The organism is Sphingomonas vulcanisoli (assembly GCF_011761305.1).
GTDB classification, from domain to species: Bacteria; Pseudomonadota; Alphaproteobacteria; order Sphingomonadales; family Sphingomonadaceae; genus Sphingomonas_I; species Sphingomonas_I vulcanisoli.
This window is the reverse complement of sequence record NZ_JAAOZC010000004.1, coordinates 201015-219916: the sequence shown is the minus strand read 5'-3', so window position 1 is coordinate 219916 and position 18902 is coordinate 201015. Positions and strand designations below refer to the sequence as shown.

14 protein-coding genes are annotated in these 18902 nt (G+C 67.1%); 5 read left to right on the top strand and 9 right to left on the bottom strand.

Going from position 1 to position 18902, the window contains the following annotated elements; translation table 11 throughout:
• Nucleotides 1-44 precede the first annotated feature (44 nt).
• The 5 genes from FHS31_RS09855 to FHS31_RS09835 all read right to left on the bottom strand — a co-directional run bounded on the left by FHS31_RS09855 (nucleotide 45) and on the right by FHS31_RS09835 (nucleotide 8244).
• The gene (locus tag FHS31_RS09855; protein WP_167073206.1) at nucleotides 45-2804 is read right to left on the bottom strand and encodes a [protein-PII] uridylyltransferase; all 2760 of its coding nucleotides are present in this window, start codon (nucleotides 2802-2804) and stop codon (nucleotides 45-47) included.
• 165 nt (nucleotides 2805-2969) lie between these two features.
• Nucleotides 2970-3668 carry an SIMPL domain-containing protein gene (locus tag FHS31_RS09850; RefSeq protein WP_208408649.1) on the bottom strand — a complete coding sequence of 233 codons (699 nt, stop codon included), beginning with the start codon at nucleotides 3666-3668 and terminating at the stop codon, nucleotides 2970-2972.
• 81 nt (nucleotides 3669-3749) lie between these two features.
• Complete coding sequence (locus FHS31_RS09845) at nucleotides 3750-5597, bottom strand: CHASE3 domain-containing protein (protein WP_167073204.1); 1848 nt, start codon at nucleotides 5595-5597, stop codon at nucleotides 3750-3752.
• Nucleotides 5598-5657: 60 nt separating this feature from the next.
• Complete coding sequence (gene ligA / locus FHS31_RS09840) at nucleotides 5658-7775, bottom strand: NAD-dependent DNA ligase LigA (protein WP_167073203.1); 2118 nt, start codon at nucleotides 7773-7775, stop codon at nucleotides 5658-5660.
• Complete coding sequence (locus FHS31_RS09835; RefSeq protein ID WP_167073202.1) at nucleotides 7768-8244, bottom strand: RNA pyrophosphohydrolase; 477 nt, start codon at nucleotides 8242-8244, stop codon at nucleotides 7768-7770. Before FHS31_RS09835 ends, ligA begins: the two co-directional genes overlap by 8 nt.
• A gap of 114 nt (nucleotides 8245-8358) precedes the next feature.
• Here FHS31_RS09835 and FHS31_RS09830 point away from each other — a divergent pair, with 114 nt between their 5' ends.
• Nucleotides 8359-8772 (top strand): hypothetical protein, encoded by a 414-nt coding sequence (locus FHS31_RS09830; RefSeq protein WP_167073201.1) that lies wholly within the window; start codon nucleotides 8359-8361, stop codon nucleotides 8770-8772.
• Between the two features lie 130 nt (nucleotides 8773-8902).
• Here the strand turns inward: FHS31_RS09830 and FHS31_RS09825 are convergent, their stop codons facing one another.
• Nucleotides 8903-9610 carry an SDR family NAD(P)-dependent oxidoreductase gene (locus FHS31_RS09825; RefSeq protein WP_167073200.1) on the bottom strand — a complete coding sequence of 236 codons (708 nt, stop codon included), beginning with the start codon at nucleotides 9608-9610 and terminating at the stop codon, nucleotides 8903-8905.
• A 188-nt stretch (nucleotides 9611-9798) separates the two neighbouring features.
• Here FHS31_RS09825 and metX point away from each other — a divergent pair, with 188 nt between their 5' ends.
• Both metX and metW read left to right on the top strand, forming a co-directional pair.
• A complete protein-coding gene (metX, locus tag FHS31_RS09820; protein ID WP_167073199.1) occupies nucleotides 9799-10932 on the top strand; it encodes a homoserine O-acetyltransferase MetX in 1134 nt (377 codons plus the stop codon).
• Nucleotides 10933-11065: 133 nt separating this feature from the next.
• Nucleotides 11066-11653 (top strand): methionine biosynthesis protein MetW, encoded by a 588-nt coding sequence (gene metW, locus FHS31_RS09815; protein WP_167073198.1) that lies wholly within the window; start codon nucleotides 11066-11068, stop codon nucleotides 11651-11653.
• Between the two features lie 150 nt (nucleotides 11654-11803).
• On the opposite strand, the gene pheT is transcribed toward metW, so the two are convergent.
• The 3 genes from pheT to FHS31_RS09800 all read right to left on the bottom strand — a co-directional run bounded on the left by pheT (nucleotide 11804) and on the right by FHS31_RS09800 (nucleotide 16255).
• Nucleotides 11804-14188 carry a phenylalanine--tRNA ligase subunit beta gene (pheT, locus tag FHS31_RS09810; protein WP_167073197.1) on the bottom strand — a complete coding sequence of 795 codons (2385 nt, stop codon included), beginning with the start codon at nucleotides 14186-14188 and terminating at the stop codon, nucleotides 11804-11806.
• The gene (pheS, locus tag FHS31_RS09805) at nucleotides 14185-15267 is read right to left on the bottom strand and encodes a phenylalanine--tRNA ligase subunit alpha (protein ID WP_167073196.1); all 1083 of its coding nucleotides are present in this window, start codon (nucleotides 15265-15267) and stop codon (nucleotides 14185-14187) included. Before pheS ends, pheT begins: the two co-directional genes overlap by 4 nt.
• Before the next feature lie 79 nt (nucleotides 15268-15346).
• Nucleotides 15347-16255 carry a diacylglycerol kinase family protein gene (locus FHS31_RS09800; protein WP_167073195.1) on the bottom strand — a complete coding sequence of 303 codons (909 nt, stop codon included), beginning with the start codon at nucleotides 16253-16255 and terminating at the stop codon, nucleotides 15347-15349.
• A gap of 302 nt (nucleotides 16256-16557) precedes the next feature.
• Here FHS31_RS09800 and FHS31_RS09795 point away from each other — a divergent pair, with 302 nt between their 5' ends.
• A complete protein-coding gene (locus FHS31_RS09795; RefSeq protein WP_167073194.1) occupies nucleotides 16558-17322 on the top strand; it encodes an outer membrane protein in 765 nt (254 codons plus the stop codon).
• Nucleotides 17323-17417: 95 nt separating this feature from the next.
• Nucleotides 17418-18755, top strand: a complete 1338-nt coding sequence (locus tag FHS31_RS09790; RefSeq protein ID WP_425057213.1) for a chloride channel protein — start codon at nucleotides 17418-17420, stop codon at nucleotides 18753-18755.
• The last annotated feature ends 147 nt before the right edge of the window (nucleotides 18756-18902 follow it).

The window sequence follows — 18902 nt, the reverse complement described above, 5'->3', positions numbered from 1 at the left end:
CGAACGTGTCTCGACTTCGCTCGACACGAACGGTAATTTGGTCGCTAAGCCGCCACCCGTTCCCTCTTCGCCGGCACGCCGCCCGCCGCTTCGACCAGCAATTTCGCCAGCGTCTTGATCCGGGCTGGGGCGATGATCTTGTCCCCGGTCAGATCGGTCAAGTAGAAAACGTCGACCGCGCGCTCGCCATAGGTGGCGATGTGGGCCGAGTGGATCGTGACCTTGGCCTGGAACAGCGCATAGGCCAGCGCATGGAGCAGCGCCGGGCGATCGCGGGCGTTGATCTCCACCACCGTGTAGCGGTTGGATGCCTTGTTATCGATCAGCACGTTCGGCTCGATTGTGAAGGCGTCGGCGCGGGTGCGGGCCGATGGCTTGGCGGCGAGCTTGGAGGCGAGCTGGCTGCGGTTGGCCAGCGCATCCTCGATCATGCTCGCCAGCCGCTGCAGCCGGTGGGGATCGTCGAACGCTTGGCCGAACGGATCCTGCACCAGCAGATTGTCGATCGCCATACCGTCGCGCGTCGTGTGGATGCGCGCATCGATGATGTTGCCGCCGGCGAGGTGGATCGCGCCCGCGATGCGATAGAAGAGCCCGGCATGATCGCCCGCGTAGATCGTCACCAGCGTCGCGGCGCGCTGCGCATCATATTGTGCGACGATCGAGAGCGGCTTGTCCCCGGCATCAGCGGCGGCGATCTGGCGGGCGTTGCGCTCCAGGATGTCGGTGCCCTCGGCCACCCAATAGCTGTCCGGGAAACGCTTGACGTGCGCATCGAAGCGCTGGCGGCTCCAGCCGAGTTCCACCGCAACCTCGGCGCGCTTGTCGGCGATGCGTTCGGAGCGGCCGCGCTGCTTGTGGCCGAGCCGCAGCACCTCTTCGGCGGATTGATAGAGATCGGTCAGCAGCTGCCGTTTCCAGCCGTTCCAGATGCCCGGCCCCACCGCGCGGATATCGACGATGGTCAGCAGCAGCAGCAGCCGCAACCGCTCGGGGCTCTGCACCGCGCCCGCGAAATCGAGGATCGTCTTGAAATCGGACAGGTCGCGCTTGAACGCGGTGTCCGACATCAAGAGGTGATAGCGGACCAGCCAGGCGACGGTCTCGGTCTCGGCGCCGGTGAGGCCGAAGCGCGGGCCGAGCTTCAGCGCCACCTCGGCACCCAGCACCGAATGATCGCCGCCGCGGCCCTTGGCGATATCGTGCAGCAGTACCGACACGAACAACGCGCGGCGCGAGACCAGTTGCGGCAGCAGCCGGCTGGCCAAGGGGTGATCACTTTCCAGCGTGCCATGCTCGATCCGGCTGAGCAGCCCGATCGCGCGCAGGCTATGCTCGTCCACCGTATAATGGTGGTACATATCGAACTGCATCTGCGCGACGACGCGGCCGAAATCGGGCACGAAACGGCCGAAGATGCCCGCCTCGTTCATCCAGCGCAGCACGCGCTCGGGATCGCGTGGGCTGGTCAGCACGTCCATGAACAGCGCGTTGGCACGCGGATCGGCGCGCACGGCATTGTCGATCAGCCGGGTGTCGCGCGCCGCCTGGCGCAGCGTCAGCGGGTGGATTTCCACCTCGTTGAAATCGGCCAGCGCGAAGAGCTGGAGCAAGCGGACGGGATCCTCGGCGAAGAAGCCGTCCGATGGCGCCGCCAGCCGGCCGCGATCGAGCAGGAAGCCGTCCAGCTTGCGCGGGCGGCGCTTGAGGCTGGGGATGCCGAGCCGGCGGCCCCGGCTGGCAAAGCGTTCGTCGAGATGCGCGAGGAACAAGGCGGTGAGATCGCCCACTTCCTTCGCGGTGAGGAAATAATGGTGCATGAACCGCTCGACCGCGGTCTTGCCGGGGCGATCGGCATAGCGCATCCGCTGCGCGATTTCGGATTGGACGTCGAAGGTCAGCCGATCCTCGGCGCGGCGGGTGACGATGTGGAGGTGGCAGCGCACCGCCCACAGGAAATTCTCGGCGCGGCGGAAACGGCGCAGCTCCTTGGCCGTCATCAGCCCTTGTTCGACCAGTTCGCCGACGGTCGGCACCTGATAGGCATATTTGCCGATCCAGAAGAGCGTGTGGAGATCGCGCAGGCCGCCTTTGCCCTCCTTGACGTTGGGCTCCACGACATAGCGGCTGTCGCCCATGCGATCGTGGCGCTGCTGGCGTTCGCCGAGCTTCTCGACCACGAAGGCGCGCGCCGTGCCGTCCACCACCTGGCTGTTGAAGCGGCGCCCGGCCTCGTCATAGAGCGCCTGATCGCCCCAGACGTAGCGTGCCTCCAGCAAGGCCGTGCGGATGGTAAGATCGCTCTTGGCCATGCGGATCATGTCATCCAGCGAGCGGCTGGAATGGCCGACCTTCAGGCCGAGATCCCAGAGCGTATAGAGAATCGCCTCGATCACCTGCTCGCCCCAGGCGGTCTGTTTCCAGGGCGTGAGGAAGGCGATGTCGACGTCCGAATGGAGCGCCATCTCGCCCCGGCCATAGCCGCCGACCGCGGCCAGCGTCAGCCGCTCGGCCGTAGAGGGATTGTTGCGCGGATAGAGCCGCTGGAGGGTGAAATCGAACACCAGCCGCAGGATCTGATCGGTGAGGAAGGCATAAGAGGCCGCGGTCTCATTGCCGGCGCTCGGCCGCTCTATCAGCCGGCGCGCGATCTCCTCCCGTCCGGCGGCGAGCGCATCGCGCAGCAGTGGCGTGGCGCGCCCGCGCAAATCTTCCCCCGCCGGCAACGCCGCCAGCGCATCGGCCAGTGCCCGCCGATCGATGATCGCGCGGCGATGGGGCAGAGTTTCGAAGCGTTGGGACATCAGGGGTTACAGATAGGGGGTCGGGGGCGTTTCGTCATCGCATTAGCGCGTCATCTCCACATACTCCGTTCGCCCTGAGCCTGTCGAAGGGCTGCACTTTCTTCACCGTCGCAGAGAAGGACGGTGCTTCGACAGGCTCAGCACGAAGGGGATTTGTAGGGGTGTTTAATCCAATTCGAACGTCACATGCAGCGTCACGCTCAGCTTGCTCTCGCCCGCCTCGATCGGCGTATCGGCGCGCTTGGCCATTGCCATCATCGCCATCGGCCGGATCACCGGCGCGTCGCTGCCGCTCTCGCTGATTTGCGCGATGCGGCGGACGTGGAGGCCTGCAGCCTTCGCGTAAAGCTCGGCGCGGGCGCGGGCGGTGGTCAGCGCCTGGACGCGGGCTTCGTCGAGCGCCGCCTCAGGCTTGTCGATGCCGAGGTTCGGCCCGTCGATCTGGTTGGCGCCCGCCGCGACGAGGGCATCCAGCACCTTGCCCGATCCGGCGACATCGTGGAGCCGTACCGCGACCTGGTTGGTCGCCTGATAGGCGATGATCGCGGGCGGCTGCCCATCGGTGTAGCGATATTGCGGCTGCAGCCTGATCGCGCTGGTCTGGAGATCGCTGGGCGCAACGCCCGCGCGGCGCAGGGCGGCGATCGTCGCGGTCATGCGCTCGGCATTGTCGGCGAGAGCGCGCGCGGCATTGGCGCTTTGCGTGACGACCCCGGCGGTGATCTGCACCACGTCCGGCGTGCGCGTCACCTCGCCGGTCGCGTCCAACTCAAGCCGGGTGGCGCCGGAGTTTACCGGCGGCGGGTCGGCGGCGAAGGCCGGGGTGGCAAGGGCCGTCAGCAAAGCCAGGGGAAGCAGGCGCATCTCTCTCAATCTCCTTTTGGCGGAGCTTAGGAGAGTGAAGCTGAACGAACATAATACTTCCCCGTGCCGGGGAGGATGTGCCTACCGCCCCGCTGCTTCGCGCAGCTTTTCCGCCAGCTGATCGATCGTGAAGGGCTTGGCGAGCATGGTCTGGCCGGTTTCGAGCAGCGGGTCCGATCCGTCATGCGCGTAGCCGGTGGTGAACAGGATCGGCAGATCGGGGCGCAGCCGCCGCGCCTCGGCCGCCAGCTCGGGGCCGCTCATCACCGGCATCACGACATCGCTGAACACCATCGCGATCTCGGCATCCTCCGCGATGATCGCCAGCGCCTGGGCGCCATCGGCGGTGGCGACGGGCTCGTACCCCAGCTCGCGCAGCGCATCGCAGGAGAATTGGCGGACGCGATCGTCATCCTCCACCACCAGCACCCGGCCGCTCGCGCCTCCGGCGACCGTGGCGGGCGAGGGTGTTTCGATGGTATCCACGGCAAGCTCGCCTTCAAAGCGGGGCAGCAGTATGCGCACCGTGGTGCCCGTGCCGAGCACGGTATCGATCAGCACATGGCCGCCCGATTGCTTGACGAAGCCGAACACCTGGCTGAGCCCCAACCCCGTGCCCTTGCCGACCGCTTTGGTGGTGAAGAAGGGATCGAAGGCGCGCTCGCGCACCTCCTCGGTCATGCCCGTGCCGGTATCGCCGACCGCGATCTCGACATAGTGGCCCGCCGCGATCTCCAGCCGGCCATAATGCGTCGCCTCGGCGAAGGGCAGGTTGTTGGTGGAGACGGTGATCGTGCCCCGGCCGCCCATCGCATCGCGGGCATTGACCGCAAGGTTGAGCACCGCGTTTTCGAGTTGCAGCGGATCGGCATAGATGCGCCAGGGCTCGCCTTCGAAGGCGGTGCGGATCGCGATCGGATCGCCCAAGGTGCGATCGAGCATATCGAGCATGGATTCGATCAGCGCCTGGGGATCGATGATCGCCGGCGCCAGCGACTGTCGCCGCGAGAAAGCGAGCAGGCGGGTGACGAGCGTCGCGGCGCGTTCGGCGCCCTCGCGCGCGTCGATCAGATGGCGGGCCAGCCGATCGGGATCGGCGGCGCGGCGCTGGGCAAGCTCGAGGCTGCCGAGAATGACCGCGAGCATATTGTTGAAATCATGCGCGATGCCGCCGGTGAGCTGGCCGATCGATTCGATCTTCTGCATCTGGCGCAGCTGCGATTCGGCTTCCTCGCGCGCCGCCATCTCGGCACGGGCGGCGACGATCGCGGCGCGCGCCTCGCGATGGGCGGCGTGGAGCGATATGTAGCGGCTGCGCGCATCGCTGGCGGTGAGATAGGCGACGATCACCACCAGGAACACCGTCCCCGCCAGCGCCACCGAAAGCCAGGTGGTGAGCAACTGCGTCCGGTGCTGGCGCTCGCTGAGCAGGCTCTGTTCTTCAGCGAACATGGCTTTCAGCGTGTCTCGGATTTCGGCGATCGTCTGCCCGGCACCGAGTCGCGTCGCGCTGACGGGCGGCGGCGGACCTTTGAGCTTTTCGCGGACCGCGATACGGCCCTCGGCGAAGCGCCAACGCGCCTCGATGAGCGGCACCAACCGATCCAGCTGGGCCTTACGAACCGGATTATCGGCGGTATCGGCGCGAAGCGCGCGCATCTGTTCGATGACACCCGTATGCGCCTCGCGTGTCTCCTCCCGCATCTTGGGATCACCGCGCAGCATGTAGCCGCGCATGCCCGCGTCCTCGGCAGTCAGCCGCTCCAGCAGCTGGATGATGCCGACCTGCACGCGGACCGTGTGATCCACCCAGCGATTGGAAACCGCGACGCCGCGGCTGATCAGGATCGCACCGATCCCTGCCAGCAGCGTGACGCCGAGGCCTGCCAACGGCAGCAGGGGGATGCGTCGCGGCGCGAGGCTGGCCATCGTCATGCTTTCGCGCGCCGCGTTCCTTGATGCAAGTAAAGCTTGGTCAACAAAGGTGACTCACCCCGCGTTACGGACGATTTCGGCCCAGGCCGCTTCGTCGATCACGGGGATATCGTGCTTCGCGGCCTCCTTGAGCTTCGATCCCGCGCCGGGGCCGGCGACGACGAGATCGGTCTTGGCCGAAACCGATCCGGCCGCCTTGGCACCCAGCCGCTCCGCCTGCGCCTTGGCCTCGTCGCGGCTCATCGTTTCGAGCTTGCCGGTGAAGACCACCGTCTTGCCGGAGACCTCGGAGGCTTTTGTTTCGAAGACGAAGGGTTCGGGTGCGACCTGGCCGAGCAGATCGGCGACCGCTTCCTTATTGTGCGGCTCGGCGAAGAAATCGATCAGCGCCTGTGCGACCTCGGGGCCGACCTGCGGCGTATCGATGATCGCGGCCAATTCCTTGGCCTGCCGGACCGCGAACTTCTCATCCGTCTCGCCCACCGCTTGCGCCATCGCGTCGCGCGCCACGGCGGCGTCGGCGGTCATGGCCAGCAGCGCCGCCATCGTGCCCCAGCGCTTGGCGAGATCGCGCGCGGTGACCTCGCCGACATGGCGGATGCCGAGCCCGAACAGAAAGCGATCGAGCGGCGGTGCGCGCTTGGCGTCGATCGCGGCGATCAGGTTGGAGGCGGAGATTTCCGCCCAGCGCTCGCGTTCGAGCAACTGTTCCTTGCGGAGGCGATAGATGTCGGCGGGGGTGGCGATCAGCCCGTCCCGGAAGAAGCTCTCGATATTGGTGATGCCCAGCCCCTCGATATCGAGCGCGTGACGCGACGCATAATGACGCAGGCGTTCGACGCGCTGGGCGGGGCAGATCAGGCCACCGGTGCAGCGATAATCAACCTCCCCGATCTCGCGCTCGGCCGCCGATCTGCATTCGGGGCATTCGGTGGGGAAGGTCCAAGCGTCGCGCGGTTCGTCCTTGGTCAGGTTGGCGACGATCTGCGGGATGACGTCGCCCGCGCGCTGCAGGCGGACACGGTCGCCCGGGCGCACACCCAGCCGCTCGATCTCGTCGGCGTTATGCAAGGTTGCGTTGGTGACGACGACGCCGCCGACCGTAACCGGCGTCAGCCGCGCGACGGGGGTGAGCTTGCCGGTGCGGCCGACCTGGATATCGATCCGCTCCAGCGTTGTCTCCGCCTGCTGCGGCGGGAATTTGTGCGCGATCGCCCAGCGCGGCGCGCGGCCGATATAGGATAGCCGCTCCTGCCAATCGAGCCGATCGACCTTGTAGACCACACCATCGATATCGAACGGCAGATCGGCGCGCAGCCTTTCGATCTTGCGATAATGATCGAGCACATCGGCGGTGGTCCGGCAGAGCACACGCAGATCGTTGGCCGCGAAGCCCCAGCCGTCGATCGCATCCATCACCCCGGCCTGCGTATTGGCGGGCAGCGCCGAGGTTTCGCCCCAGCCGTGGACGAGGAAGCGCAGCGGCCGCGACGCGGTGACGGCGGCCTCTTTCTGGCGCAGCGAACCGGCAGCGGCGTTGCGGGGATTGGCGAACTGGCGGGCCTTGGCGGGATCGTCGGCTTCGGCGAGCAGGCGGGCGTTCAGTGCGGCGAAATCCTCCTTCGCCATATAGACCTCGCCGCGGATCTCAAACAGATCGGGCGCATCGTCAGGAAGGCGCTGCGGGATGCCCGTCACATAAGCAGCGTTGGCGGTGACGTCCTCGCCGACCTGGCCATCGCCGCGCGTCGCCGCCTGCACCAGCGTGCGGCGCTCGTAGCGGAGCGAGCAGGAGAGGCCATCGATCTTGGGTTCGGCGGTTAGCACCACCGGTTCGTCGTCCGCCAGCCGCAGGAAGCGGCGGACGCGGGCGACGAACTCCTCCACCTCCTCATCGCTGAACGCATTATCGAGGCTGAGCATCGGTCGCGCGTGGCGGACCTTGGCGAGCGCGGAGGAGGGGGCCGCGCCCACCGCCGCCGAAGGGCTGTCGGCGCGGACCAGCGCGGGAAACGCCTTCTCCAGCGCGGCATTTTCGCGGACCAGCGCATCATAGTCCGCATCCGAAATCTCGGGCGCGTCCTGATCGTGATAGAGCCGGTTGTGGTGCGCGATGGCATCGGCCAGCTCGGCAAGCCGCGCCGCAGCCTCGGCCTCGTTTATCTTAGCCACGCGCCAGTTCGCTGACGAAGCTGGCAAGCACCGCTTCGTAGAGCTTGCGCTTGAAGGGCACGATCAGCTCGGGCAGCTGATCGGGCGCGACCCAGCGCCAGGCGTTGAATTCAGGGTGCTCGGTTGCGAGATCGATCTGATCGTCCGTGCCCAGATAGCGCGCCAGATACCAGGTCTGGCGCTGGCCGCGATATTTGCCCTTCCAGAGCTTGGCGACCAAGTCATCGGGCAGATCGTAATCGAGCTGCTTGGGCGCTTCGGCGATGATCTCGACCAGATCGGGCGCGATGCCGGTTTCCTCTTCCAGCTCGCGCCGCACCGCCGCGCCCGGCTCCTCGCCCTTGTCGATCCCCCCCTGCGGCATCTGCCAGGCCTCCGCCGTCGAATCGATCCGCTGGCCGACGAAGACCTTGCCCTCGCGGTTGAGGAGCATGATGCCGACGGCGGGGCGATAGGGCAGGTCTTTCATCGCGCCGCTTTGCCGGAAGCCCGCGCCCCGCTCAACACCGGATCGGCACTAACCCCGCTTTGCGCGTTGTGCCCCGCAGGCCTATGAGGCGCCACCGTTGAGGAGACACAGACTATGAAGGCATCCATCCGCGCCGCACTGGCCATTACCATCGCAGCCGCCACGCCGGCGCTGGCGCAGGTGCCGCCCGCGCAGCTCGCCAAGCCAGCCGCGCCGCCGCCGGTCAACATTCCCGGCGTTTCCGCCGCTGGCAACGCCACGCTGACGCGGCTGCAGGGGCAGCGCGATCCGGTTCTCCAGCAGCTCGCCCAGCAGCAGCAGGGTGTCGCGCGGCAGATCCTCACCGCGATCGCGGGCGCCAACGTGGATGTCGATAAGTTCGCAGGCCTGCTCAAGCAGAGCGAGGGGCTGAACGCGCAGATGCGGGTACGTGCCGACGATCACGTCCTGCAGGCACTCCGCGCGCTTCCTCCCGCTGATCGCGCGCCTTTCCTGCGTGGCGTGGTCGGCGCCGGTCAGAAGCGTTGATTTGCAATCCTCCCCGGTACGGGGGGGCCATGCGCAGCATGGTGGAGGGGGCTCACAACGAGCGTTGCGCTCAATGGATAGCCCCCTCCGTCAGGCCTTCGGCCTGCCACCTCCTCGTGCCGGGGAGGATTTAATTTAACCGCACGAGCCTTCCCGTCGCGAAATCGTCGATCAGCAGCCGTGCGATCGCCTCGCCGACGATCTCCGGGCCCTTCAACTTTGCGGGATCCTCTCCGGGAAACGCCAGCGCGCGCATCGCGGTGCGGGTCGCGCCGGGATCGACGATCGCCACGCGCAGATCGCGCAGGTTGCGCAATTCTTCGGCATAGCTGAGCAACAGCATCTCCAGCGCTGCCTTGGAAGCGCCATAGCCGCCCCAATAGGGCCGCGGCTGCGAACCGACGCTGGAGGTCAGCCCGATCACGCGCGGATGCTCGGCGGCGCGGAGCAGGGGATCGAACGCCGCGAGCAAAGCCTGCGGCGCGCCGACGTTGAGCGTCAACAGCCGGGAGAATTCTTTCTGATCGATCTGCGCGACCGAGGTCAGCGTGCCGAGCATCGCCGCGTTGAGGACGAGAATATCGAGCTTTCCCCACCGCTCCTGCACCGCCGCCGCCAAGCGCCCGATCGAATCGCCATCGACCAGATCGACCGGCGCGATCGTCGCGGTGCCGCCGGCCGCGTGGATCGCCTCCTCGGTCTCCTCCAGCCCACCACTGGTCCGCGCGACGAGGATGACATGCGCGCCCTGGGCGCCGAGGGCTTGTGCCGTGGCCGCGCCGATGCCGCGCGAGGCGCCGGTGACAAGAGCGATGCGATCGTGGAGGGGCTTGGTCATGCGCGGGCGTGTAGAGGGGTTTTTCGCGAAATTCGATAACCCAAAAAGGCCCGTTCATCCTGACCCTGTCGAAGGATCGTCTTTCTTCGCGAGGATCGGAAAAGAAGGGCGGTGCTTCCACAAGCTCGGCACGAACGGATGCTCCCTCGCATTGACGGAGGCGGGGCCACGCGCGTAGCCCGCGCGCCATGCTGGCGGTGAGCCCCCCTGACGATCAACGCTTCGGCCTGGCGCGCCATATCGTGCTGCCCGGGCCGCTGGCGCTCGACGGCGGCGCGTCTCTGTCGCAGATCGAGGTCGGCTATGAGACCTATGGCACGCTCGATGCAGACGCCTCCAACGCCATCCTGATCTGCCACGCGCTGACCGGCGATCAGCATGTTGCTTCCAACCATCCCCGCACGGGCAAGCCGGGCTGGTGGGCGCGCATGGTCGGGCCCGGCAAACCGATCGATCCCGCGCGGAATTTCATCGTCTGCGCCAATGTGCTCGGCTCCTGCATGGGCAGCTCCGGCCCGGCGAGCGCCGATCCCGTGACCGGCACGCCCTATGCAATGCGCTTTCCGGTGATCACCATCCGCGACATGGTGCGCGCGCAGGCGCTGCTGCTCGATCATCTCGGCATCTGGAGCCTGGCCGCCGTGGTCGGTGGATCGATGGGCGGGATGCAGGTGATCGAATGGGCGGCGACCTATCCGGCGCGGGTGCGATCGGCGGTGGTGATCGCCTCGACGGCGCGCCACTCCGCGCAGAACATCGCCTTCCATGAGGTTGGGCGCCAGGCGATCATGGCCGATCCCAACTGGCGCGGCGGTGACTATTACGGGCAGGCCGAGGGGCCGTCAGCGGGCCTCGCGGTCGCGCGGATGGCGGCGCACATCACCTATCTCTCGGAGGCGGGGCTGACCGAGAAATTCGGACGGCGGCTGCAGAAGCGCGAGTCCGTCGGCTTCGGTTTCGATGCCGATTTTCAGGTGGAAAGCTATCTGCGCCATCAGGGGCTGAGCTTCACCGATCGCTTCGATGCCAACTCCTATCTCTATATCACCCGCGCGATGGATTATTATGACGTTGCCGAGGAGCATGGCGGGCGGCTGGCCGATGCCTTTCGCGGCACCGCAACGCGCTTCTGCATCGTCAGCTTCGATACCGATTGGCTCTATCCGACCAGCGACAGCCGCGCGATCGTCCACGCGCTGACCGCTGCCGGTGCCAAGGCGAGCTTCGTCGAACTCTCGGCGCCCTTCGGCCACGACAGCTTCCTGCTCGACGTGCCCGAGCTTTCGCGCGTGATCGATGGTTTTTTGAGGGCGGGACTATGATCCTCCCCGGCACGGGGAGGGGGACCAGCCGCAGGCTGGTGGAGGGGGCGCTCGGCGAAGCGCAGCGCAGGTGGAGAGCCCCCTCCACCCCTCGCTGCGCGAGCGGTCCCCCTCCCCGTGCCGGGGAGGATTTGTGAACCTCCGCCCGGACCTCGCGATCATTGCCGAGCATGTCGCGCCGGGTGCGCGGGTGCTTGATATCGGCTGCGGCGATGGCGCGCTGATGGCCGAGCTGCGGGACTCCCGTAATGCCGATGTGCGCGGTTTGGAGATCGATCCGGTCAACGTCTCGCTGAGCGTCGCGCGCGGGCTTTCGGTGGTGCAGGGCGATGCCGATACCGACCTCGGCTTCTATCCCGACAAAAGCTTCGATGTTGCCATCCTGAGCCAGACGCTGCAGACGGCGCGGGCCCCCGATGCGGTGCTGACCGAGCTGCTGCGGATCGGCAAAGCGGCCTTCGTTTCCTTTCCCAATTTCGCTTACTGGCGCGTGCGCTGGGGGCTGTTCTGGGGGGGGAGGATGCCGGTGACGCCCGCGCTGCCGGTCAGCTGGTATGAGACACAGAACATCCACCAACTGACGATCGACGATTTCCGCGCCTTCGTCGCGGAACGGGGGATCACGGTGGAAGGCGCGTGGTTCCTCGCCGGGAATCGGCGGATCGGGGATACGGCGGCAAATTTGCGCGCCGAACATGCGGTGTTTTTGGTGCGGGGGTGAGAATTAAAGCCCCTCCCCTTCAGGGGAGGGGTTGGGGGTGGGGTAGCGGCGACGGGGCTCGATGCCCCGGCGGCGCTTTAGAGGTAAGCGGCGGAGCTCGCTTCGCTCGCACCCACCCCAACCCCTCCCTAAAAAGGGAGGGGCTAGATATTAAGCCCGCAACCGCGCGCCAACCTTCTCCGCCGCAGCCACAACCTTTGCCGCCACCGCCTGCAGCTCCGCGTCGGTAAAGCTCTTCTCGCCCGGCTGCAGCGTTACGCTCAGCGCCAGGCTCTTCTCGCCCTCGGCCAGCCCGCCGCCGACGAACACGTCGAACAATTCGGCATCGACGATCACTGCCTTGTCCGCGCCCTTCACGGCGCGCAGCAGGCTGTCCGCCGCCAGATCGGCCGGCGCCACGAAGGCGAAGTCGCGCGTCACGGCCTGCAGCGCGGGCGGGGCATAAGCGGGGCGCATCCGGCCGCCGTCGCGCTTGGCGGGCAGGGCATCGAGATACAGCTCAGCGGCGACCGCCGGGCCATCGAGATCGAAGCGTTTGAGCAAGGCCGGGTGGAGCTCACCGAATTCGGCGACGATCGTCTTCGGCCCCAGCCGCAGCGATCCCGAACGGCCCGGATGCCACCAGCCGCCTACGGCTTCCATCACCTGCAGCCGATCGACCGGCGCGCCCGCCGCCGCCAGCAGCGCCAGCGCTTCGGCCTTGGCATCGAACGCATCGAAACCCTGCGCCTTGCCCTGCCGCCAGCTCCGCGCGGCGCGATCGCCGGCCAGCAGCAGCCCCAGCGTCGGCCGCTCCGCCTCGGCGAGATAGCGGCGACCGACTTCGAACAAGCGCAACGATTGCGCGCCACGATCGCGGTTGCGGCGGCCTGCCGCGATCAGCCCGGGAAGCAGCGAGGGCCGCATCGCCTTCATCTCCTCGCTGATCGGATTGGCCAACACCCAGCGCGCGCCGCCGAACGCCTCGGCCTCGGCCACCGGCAGGAAACTCCACGTCACCGCCTCGTTGAGCCCGCGCGCGGCGGCGGTGCGGCGAAGGATGCGCTCGATCTTCTGCTCGGGCGTCGTCGTCGGGCGGGCGACGCCTTCGGCGCGGGGCAGCGGTGTGGAGGGCACGGCATCGAGCCCCTCGATCCGCACGATCTCTTCGACGATGTCGGCAGGCCCATCGACATCGCGGCGCCAGCTCGGCACGCGCACCGTCCAGCTGCCGTCGAGCCCGAAGCCGAGGCCGGTGAGGATCGCGCGCTGGCGATCGGGCGCCACCTCGAACCCCGCCAGTTTCGCGGTGAGCGCCGGATCGCAGCGGAAGGTGCGGACGCCCGCCGGCGGCTCGCCCGCGCGGGTGACGGCGCTGGGCGTGCCGCCGCAATGCTCCAGCACAAGATGCGTGGCGATTGCCAGGCCATCCTCAAGGAAAGCCGGATCAACGCCGCGTTCGAAGCGTGAGCGGGCATCGCTGGTCAGGCCGAGCTTCTGCCCGGTCAGCGCGATGCGTTCGGACTCGAAATAGGCGCATTCGATCAGCACGTCGGTGGTGCCGTCCGAAACGCCCGAATGCTCGCCGCCCATGATGCCCGCGATATCGTGGACCTGCACGTCGTCGGCGATCACCGTCATGCTGGCGTCGAGCGTATAGGTCTTGCCGTTGAGCGCCACCACTTGCTCGCCATCCTGCGCGCGCCTTGCGACCAAAGCACCCGAGAGTTTGGCGCGGTCATAGACGTGAAGCGGCCGGCCGAGATCGATCGAGACGAAATTGGTGATATCCACCAGCATCGAAATCGCGCGCTGGCCGATCGCCTCGAGCTTGCTCCGTATCCACTCCGGCGAAGCGCCGTTGCTGACGCCCGAGACCGCCTGCGCATAGAAAGCCGGGCAGCCCTGCGGATCGTCGGTACGCACGTCCGGGCCGGGCTCGTCGCCCGCCACCGGCTTCACCGTCATCTTATAGACTTCGCCGAGTGGCCTGAGCGTGCCGAGCCCCGTCGCCGCGAGATCGCGTGCGATGCCGCGCACGCCCATGCAATCCTGGCGGTTGGGCGTAATCGCCACGTCGATCACCGGATCGGACAGCGCCGCATAATCGGCATAGGCAACCCCAACCGGCGCATCCTCGGGCAGCTCGACGATGCCGTCATGGCTTTCGCCCAGCTCCAGCTCCCGAAGTGAGCACATCATGCCGTTCGATTCGACGCCCCGGATCGCTGCGACGCGCAGCTCCATGCCGTTCGACGGCACCACCGCCCCCGGCGCGCCGAACACGCCCACCAGCCCCGCGCGCGCATTGGGCGCTCCACAGACCACCTGCAGCGGATCGCCGCTGCCGGTATCGACGCTCAACACCTGCAATTTGTCCGCCTGCGGATGCGGTGCGGCGCTTAGCACCTTGGCGATGGTGAAGCCCTTGAGCTTCGCCGCGCGATCCTCGACGCCTTCGACTTCAAGGCCGATGTTGGTCAGCGTCTCGATCACGGCGCCAAGCTCGGCCTCGGTATCGAGATGCTCCTTGAGCCAGCTGAGGGTGAACTTCATGCGCCGACGCCCCCGCTCAAGGTCGGCACGTCGAGTGCGCGGAAGCCATAGTTGCGCAGCCAGCGCAGATCGCCGTCGAAGAAAGCACGCAGATCGTCCATGCCATATTTGAGCATCGCCAGCCGATCGATGCCGCAGCCGAAAGCGAAGCCCTGCCATTCGGCGGGATCGAGCCCGCACGCCTCGATCACCTTGGTATGGACCATGCCGGAGCCCAGAATCTCCATCCAGCCATCGGGCTGATTGCCGCCGATCACGCGGCGGCCGTTGGTCAGCGTATAGCCGACATCGACCTCCACCGAAGGCTCGGTGAAGGGGAAGTAGCTGGGGCGCAGGCGCAGCACGATATCTTCACGCTCGAAGAAGGCCTTCACGAAGGTCTCCAGCGTCCATTTGAGGTGGCCGAGGTGGACGCCGCGATCGATCACCAGCCCCTCGACCTGATGGAACATCGGCGTGTGCGTGGCGTCGCTGTCCGAACGATAGGTGCGGCCGGGCGCGATGATGCGGATCGGCGGCGGGCCGCTCATCATCGTGCGGATCTGCACCGGCGAAGTGTGCGTGCGGAGCAGCATCTTGCGCCCCTCACCATCCACATCGGGGAAGTAAAAGGTATCGTGCATCGCGCGCGCGGGATGCGTTTCGGGAATGTTGAGCGCGGTGAAATTGTGCCAGTCGTCCTCGATCTCGGGCCCGGTGGCGACCGCGAAGCCGAGATCGGCGAAGATTTCAGCAAGCTCGTCCATCACCTGGCTGACCGGATGGACGCTGCCCTGCGGCGCGGGCGCGATCGGCAGCGTCATGTCGAGCGTCTCGGTCGCCAGCCGCGCATCGAGGGCCGCCGCCTCCAGCGCCGCCTTGCGCGCCTCGATCGCTTCGGAGACACTGGTGCGCAATGCCTGGATGGCGGGCGCTCTTTCGGTGCGCTCCTCGGGCGACATCTGCCCGAGCGTTTTCAGCAGCGCGGTGATCGCGCCCGATTTGCCGAGCGCGCGGACGCGAACCTCTTCCAGTGCGGGGAGGTCCGCGCTTGTGATGTCCGACAGCAGTTGGTCGCGCAGGTGCCCGATTTCGGTCATTCGTCGATTCCGTAGGGATTGGGCGCCCTTTGGCACCGGCTGGCCGCTTCGCGCAAGCGCGCGCTGCCCGATTGGGCGGTTAGGTGGGAGGCAGCGGCGTCGCGATCACCGTCAGCGCCTTGGGCTGGACCGTGAAGCGGAGCGGGCTGCGCAGGCGGATGACTTCGCCGTCGATGGCGATGCGGATGCTGCGCTGGTGCGCCTCCACCTCGAACGCCTTAACCTCGGCCAGCGCGGCGAAATCGCGCGCGGTGTCGGCGCGGCCGAGGATGGTGCGCAGCGCAATCCAGGCGAGGCGGACGGGGGTGCCGCTTTCCACCGCATAGACCGACAGCTTGCCATCATCGAGCGCCTGGCGCTTGCCGACCTGACCCAGCTCGAGCACATAGCGATTGTTGCCGACGAACAGCATCGGCGTGCGGACCGTCTGCTCCGATCCGTCCAGCCGCAGGCGCAGCCGGTGATGCCGCGCGCGGCCAAGAACGTGGCCTGCGGCAGGGAAGTTGGCGAGCCATTTGGGCAGCCCGCGCGCCTGCATCTCTTCCCGATGCTCGACCATATCGGGATAGAAGCCCACGGAAGCGTTGTTCACGAAGGCGTGGCCGTTGACGCGGGCGAGATCGATGCGGCGCGTGGCTCCGTCGGCGATCAGCGCGGCGACCTTGGTGAGATCGCCCGGAATGCCGAGCTCTCCTGCAAGATGGTTGCGCGTACCCAGCGGCAGGATGGCGAGTGTCGCCTTCCCGCCGCCATCGACGATCGCGCCCGCCGCGCAGCCGATCGTGCCGTCGCCGCCGCCAACTGCGACGACGCCCTCCCCGGCGGCTTCGGACACTGCGTCCGCGATCTTGGCACCCGCGACGATATGGAGTTCAGCGGTCAGCCCTGCTTGCTCGAAAGCGGCTTTGATCGTGGGCGCGAGCTTGTCGCCAAGCCGGGCCGCCGCGCCGCCGGAGCTGTTTACGAGAGTAGGGATGGATTTCGTCACGGGGGCGTAACGCAGCCAAAGCCAAAAGTGTGCAGCAGCGGCACGATTACTTCGGCGGGCGGATCACTGGCGATCCGCAACCTTTCGCTAAGATGAACGTCAATCCATCGATCCACAACTTTGATAATTTGGCCAATCATACAGTATTTGTTTATCTGGAGTTCATCTAAGAACCGAATATCGATAGTTCCGCCTCAGCTTATCGCATTTTTAGCGTCTAATTGCAGCCTGTTGCATTCCTGCAACGCCCTTTTCCTATCCAGGGCGTTCAGCGCGTCCCAAAGAAGTTCTCAAGGACGGAAATGATGTACAAGTTTTTGCTTTCCAGCGTGCTGGCTCTCGGTGTTGCGGGCGCGGCTTCGGCGCAGACTGCCGATGCGCCAACCTGGTCGGGCCCCTACGGCGGTCTCCACGCCGGCTACGGTTTCGATGACGGCCGTACCCAGACCATCACCGGGATCGGCTCGGGCACATCGGCAGCGGTCGCCTCAGGCGCGCGGCCTTCGCAGCTTAATCTGAACCGCTCGGGCTTTGTCGGCGGCGGCCAGATCGGCTGGAACTTCCAGTCGGGCAAATGGGTGTTCGGCCCCGAGGGCGATATCTCCTACCTCCGCACGCGCGGCACCGAGAGTATCAGCAGCTCCACCGCCTCCGGCGCCCAGCAGAACACCACCATCCGCAACCGCATGGAGTGGATGGGCTCGGCACGCCTGCGCGCGGGCTACACGCTGGGTGACGGCCTGATCTATGCGACGGGCGGCTATGCGTTCGGCAAGGTCAAGGCCAGCGCCGCGTTCAACAGCCCGACGGGCGTGCAGAACTACGCGGGCCGCAACGGCTACACCGCGCAGGGCTGGATCGCCGGCATCGGTGGCGAGTTCCGCCCCTTCCACAACGGCGCGGCGAGCCGCGTCTCGTTCGGCCCGGAACTGACCTATTATGATCTGGGCAGCAACCACACTTATGCGGGTGCGCAGAACGCCACCGTCGCCAACACCGGCTATTATGTCGTCGGTCGCGACATGCGGGGCTTCAACGGCGTGATCAAGCTCAACTACGTCTTCTGATCCTGCCTCCGGCAACGCCGGTCCCTCCGAACGGGGGCCGGCGTTTCCGTTTTTGAGGGGTGCGTGCCCGCGCCCCAGCCGGTAGGGCGCGGCGGATGACCCAGCCGATCGTAACCGATCCTCCCCAGGAAATCGCGCGACAGCGCCGGCGTATCGATCGCATCCGCGTGATGACCCGCCGTCATGGCCCCTCGGCGCCGATCTGGCGGCGGCGCGCCGCAACGCTCTCGGGCGCGATCGCGCTCGGCCTCGTCGCATTGTTGTTCGCCAAGGCGGCCGATTGGGCAAGCCTCACCTTTCTCCATTTGACCCAAGTCCGCTGGTGGGCGCCGCTGATCGTTACGCCGATCGGCTTCACGGCGCTGGCCTGGCTCACCCGCCGCTTTGCGCCGGACGCGCGGGGCTCGGGCATTCCCCAGGTGATCGTCGCGCGGCAGGATCCGGAGGCCGCGCTGGCGTCGCTGGTCTCGGTGCGGACCGCGGTCGCCAAATTCGGGCTCACCGTGGGGAGCCTGCTCGTCGGCGCGTCGACGGGGCGTGAGGGGCCGACCGTGCAGGTCTCGGCAGCGATCATGGCCTTGGCGCACCGTATCTTCCGTGTGCCGATCAGGGCCTCGGTGATGGTGGCGGGTGGGGCGGCGGGCGTCGCGGCGGCCTTCAACACGCCGCTGGCCGGCGTGACGATCGCGATCGAGGAGCTTGCCGCCGCTTACGATCAGCGCATGACCTTGCTGGTGATGACCGCGGTGCTGGTCTCGGGCATGGTCAGCCTCGGCATCGCCGGAGATTACACTTATTTCGGCGTGGTGCCGGTCGGCCTGCCGCTGCGCCAGGCGCTGATCGTCACGCCGATCGCCGGGATTGCCGGCGGCCTGGCCGGCGGACTGTTCTCGCGCGCGCTGCTCGATATGACGTTGTCGCCGATACGCCCGATCGCCTGGATGCGCCGCCATGCGATCCTGCTTGCCTTTCTCTCCGGCGTCACGGTTGCGGTGATCGGGGTTGCGACGGGCATGACCTGGGGCACGAGCTACGCACCTGCGCGCCATATCATCGAAGGCGCCGACGTCCCGCACTGGTTCGGCTCGGCCAAGGCCCTGGCGACGCTGGCAACTTCGATTTCGGGAATGCCCGGCGGCGTGTTCGCGCCATCGCTGGCGGTGGGGGCGGGGCTGGGCGATCTGCTCAAGCCGCTGTTCCCGCTGGCACCGGCGGGCGCGGTCGTGCTGCTCGGCATGGCGGGCTATTTCACCGGCGTCGTCCGCGCGCCGCTGACATCGGTGGTGATCCTGTCCGAGATCACCGGCAGCCATGCCCTGCTGCTACCCCTGCTCGCCACCGCGCTGATCGCCGACACCGTGGCGGGGCTGGTCTGCCGCGAACGCCTCTACCACGGATTGTCGCGCGCCTTCGCGGCGCGACAGCTGCCTTAATGCAGCAAACAGGTACATGATCTTGCGGGAAGGCCCTTATGACATTTGGCGGTCGGCAAAAGTGGGCTTGCCGTGCCGGCCCGGCATTGGAGCGCGGGCGCAGGCGTGAGCAGCCGGAACCCCGCCCATATCGCCAAATAGCAGAGG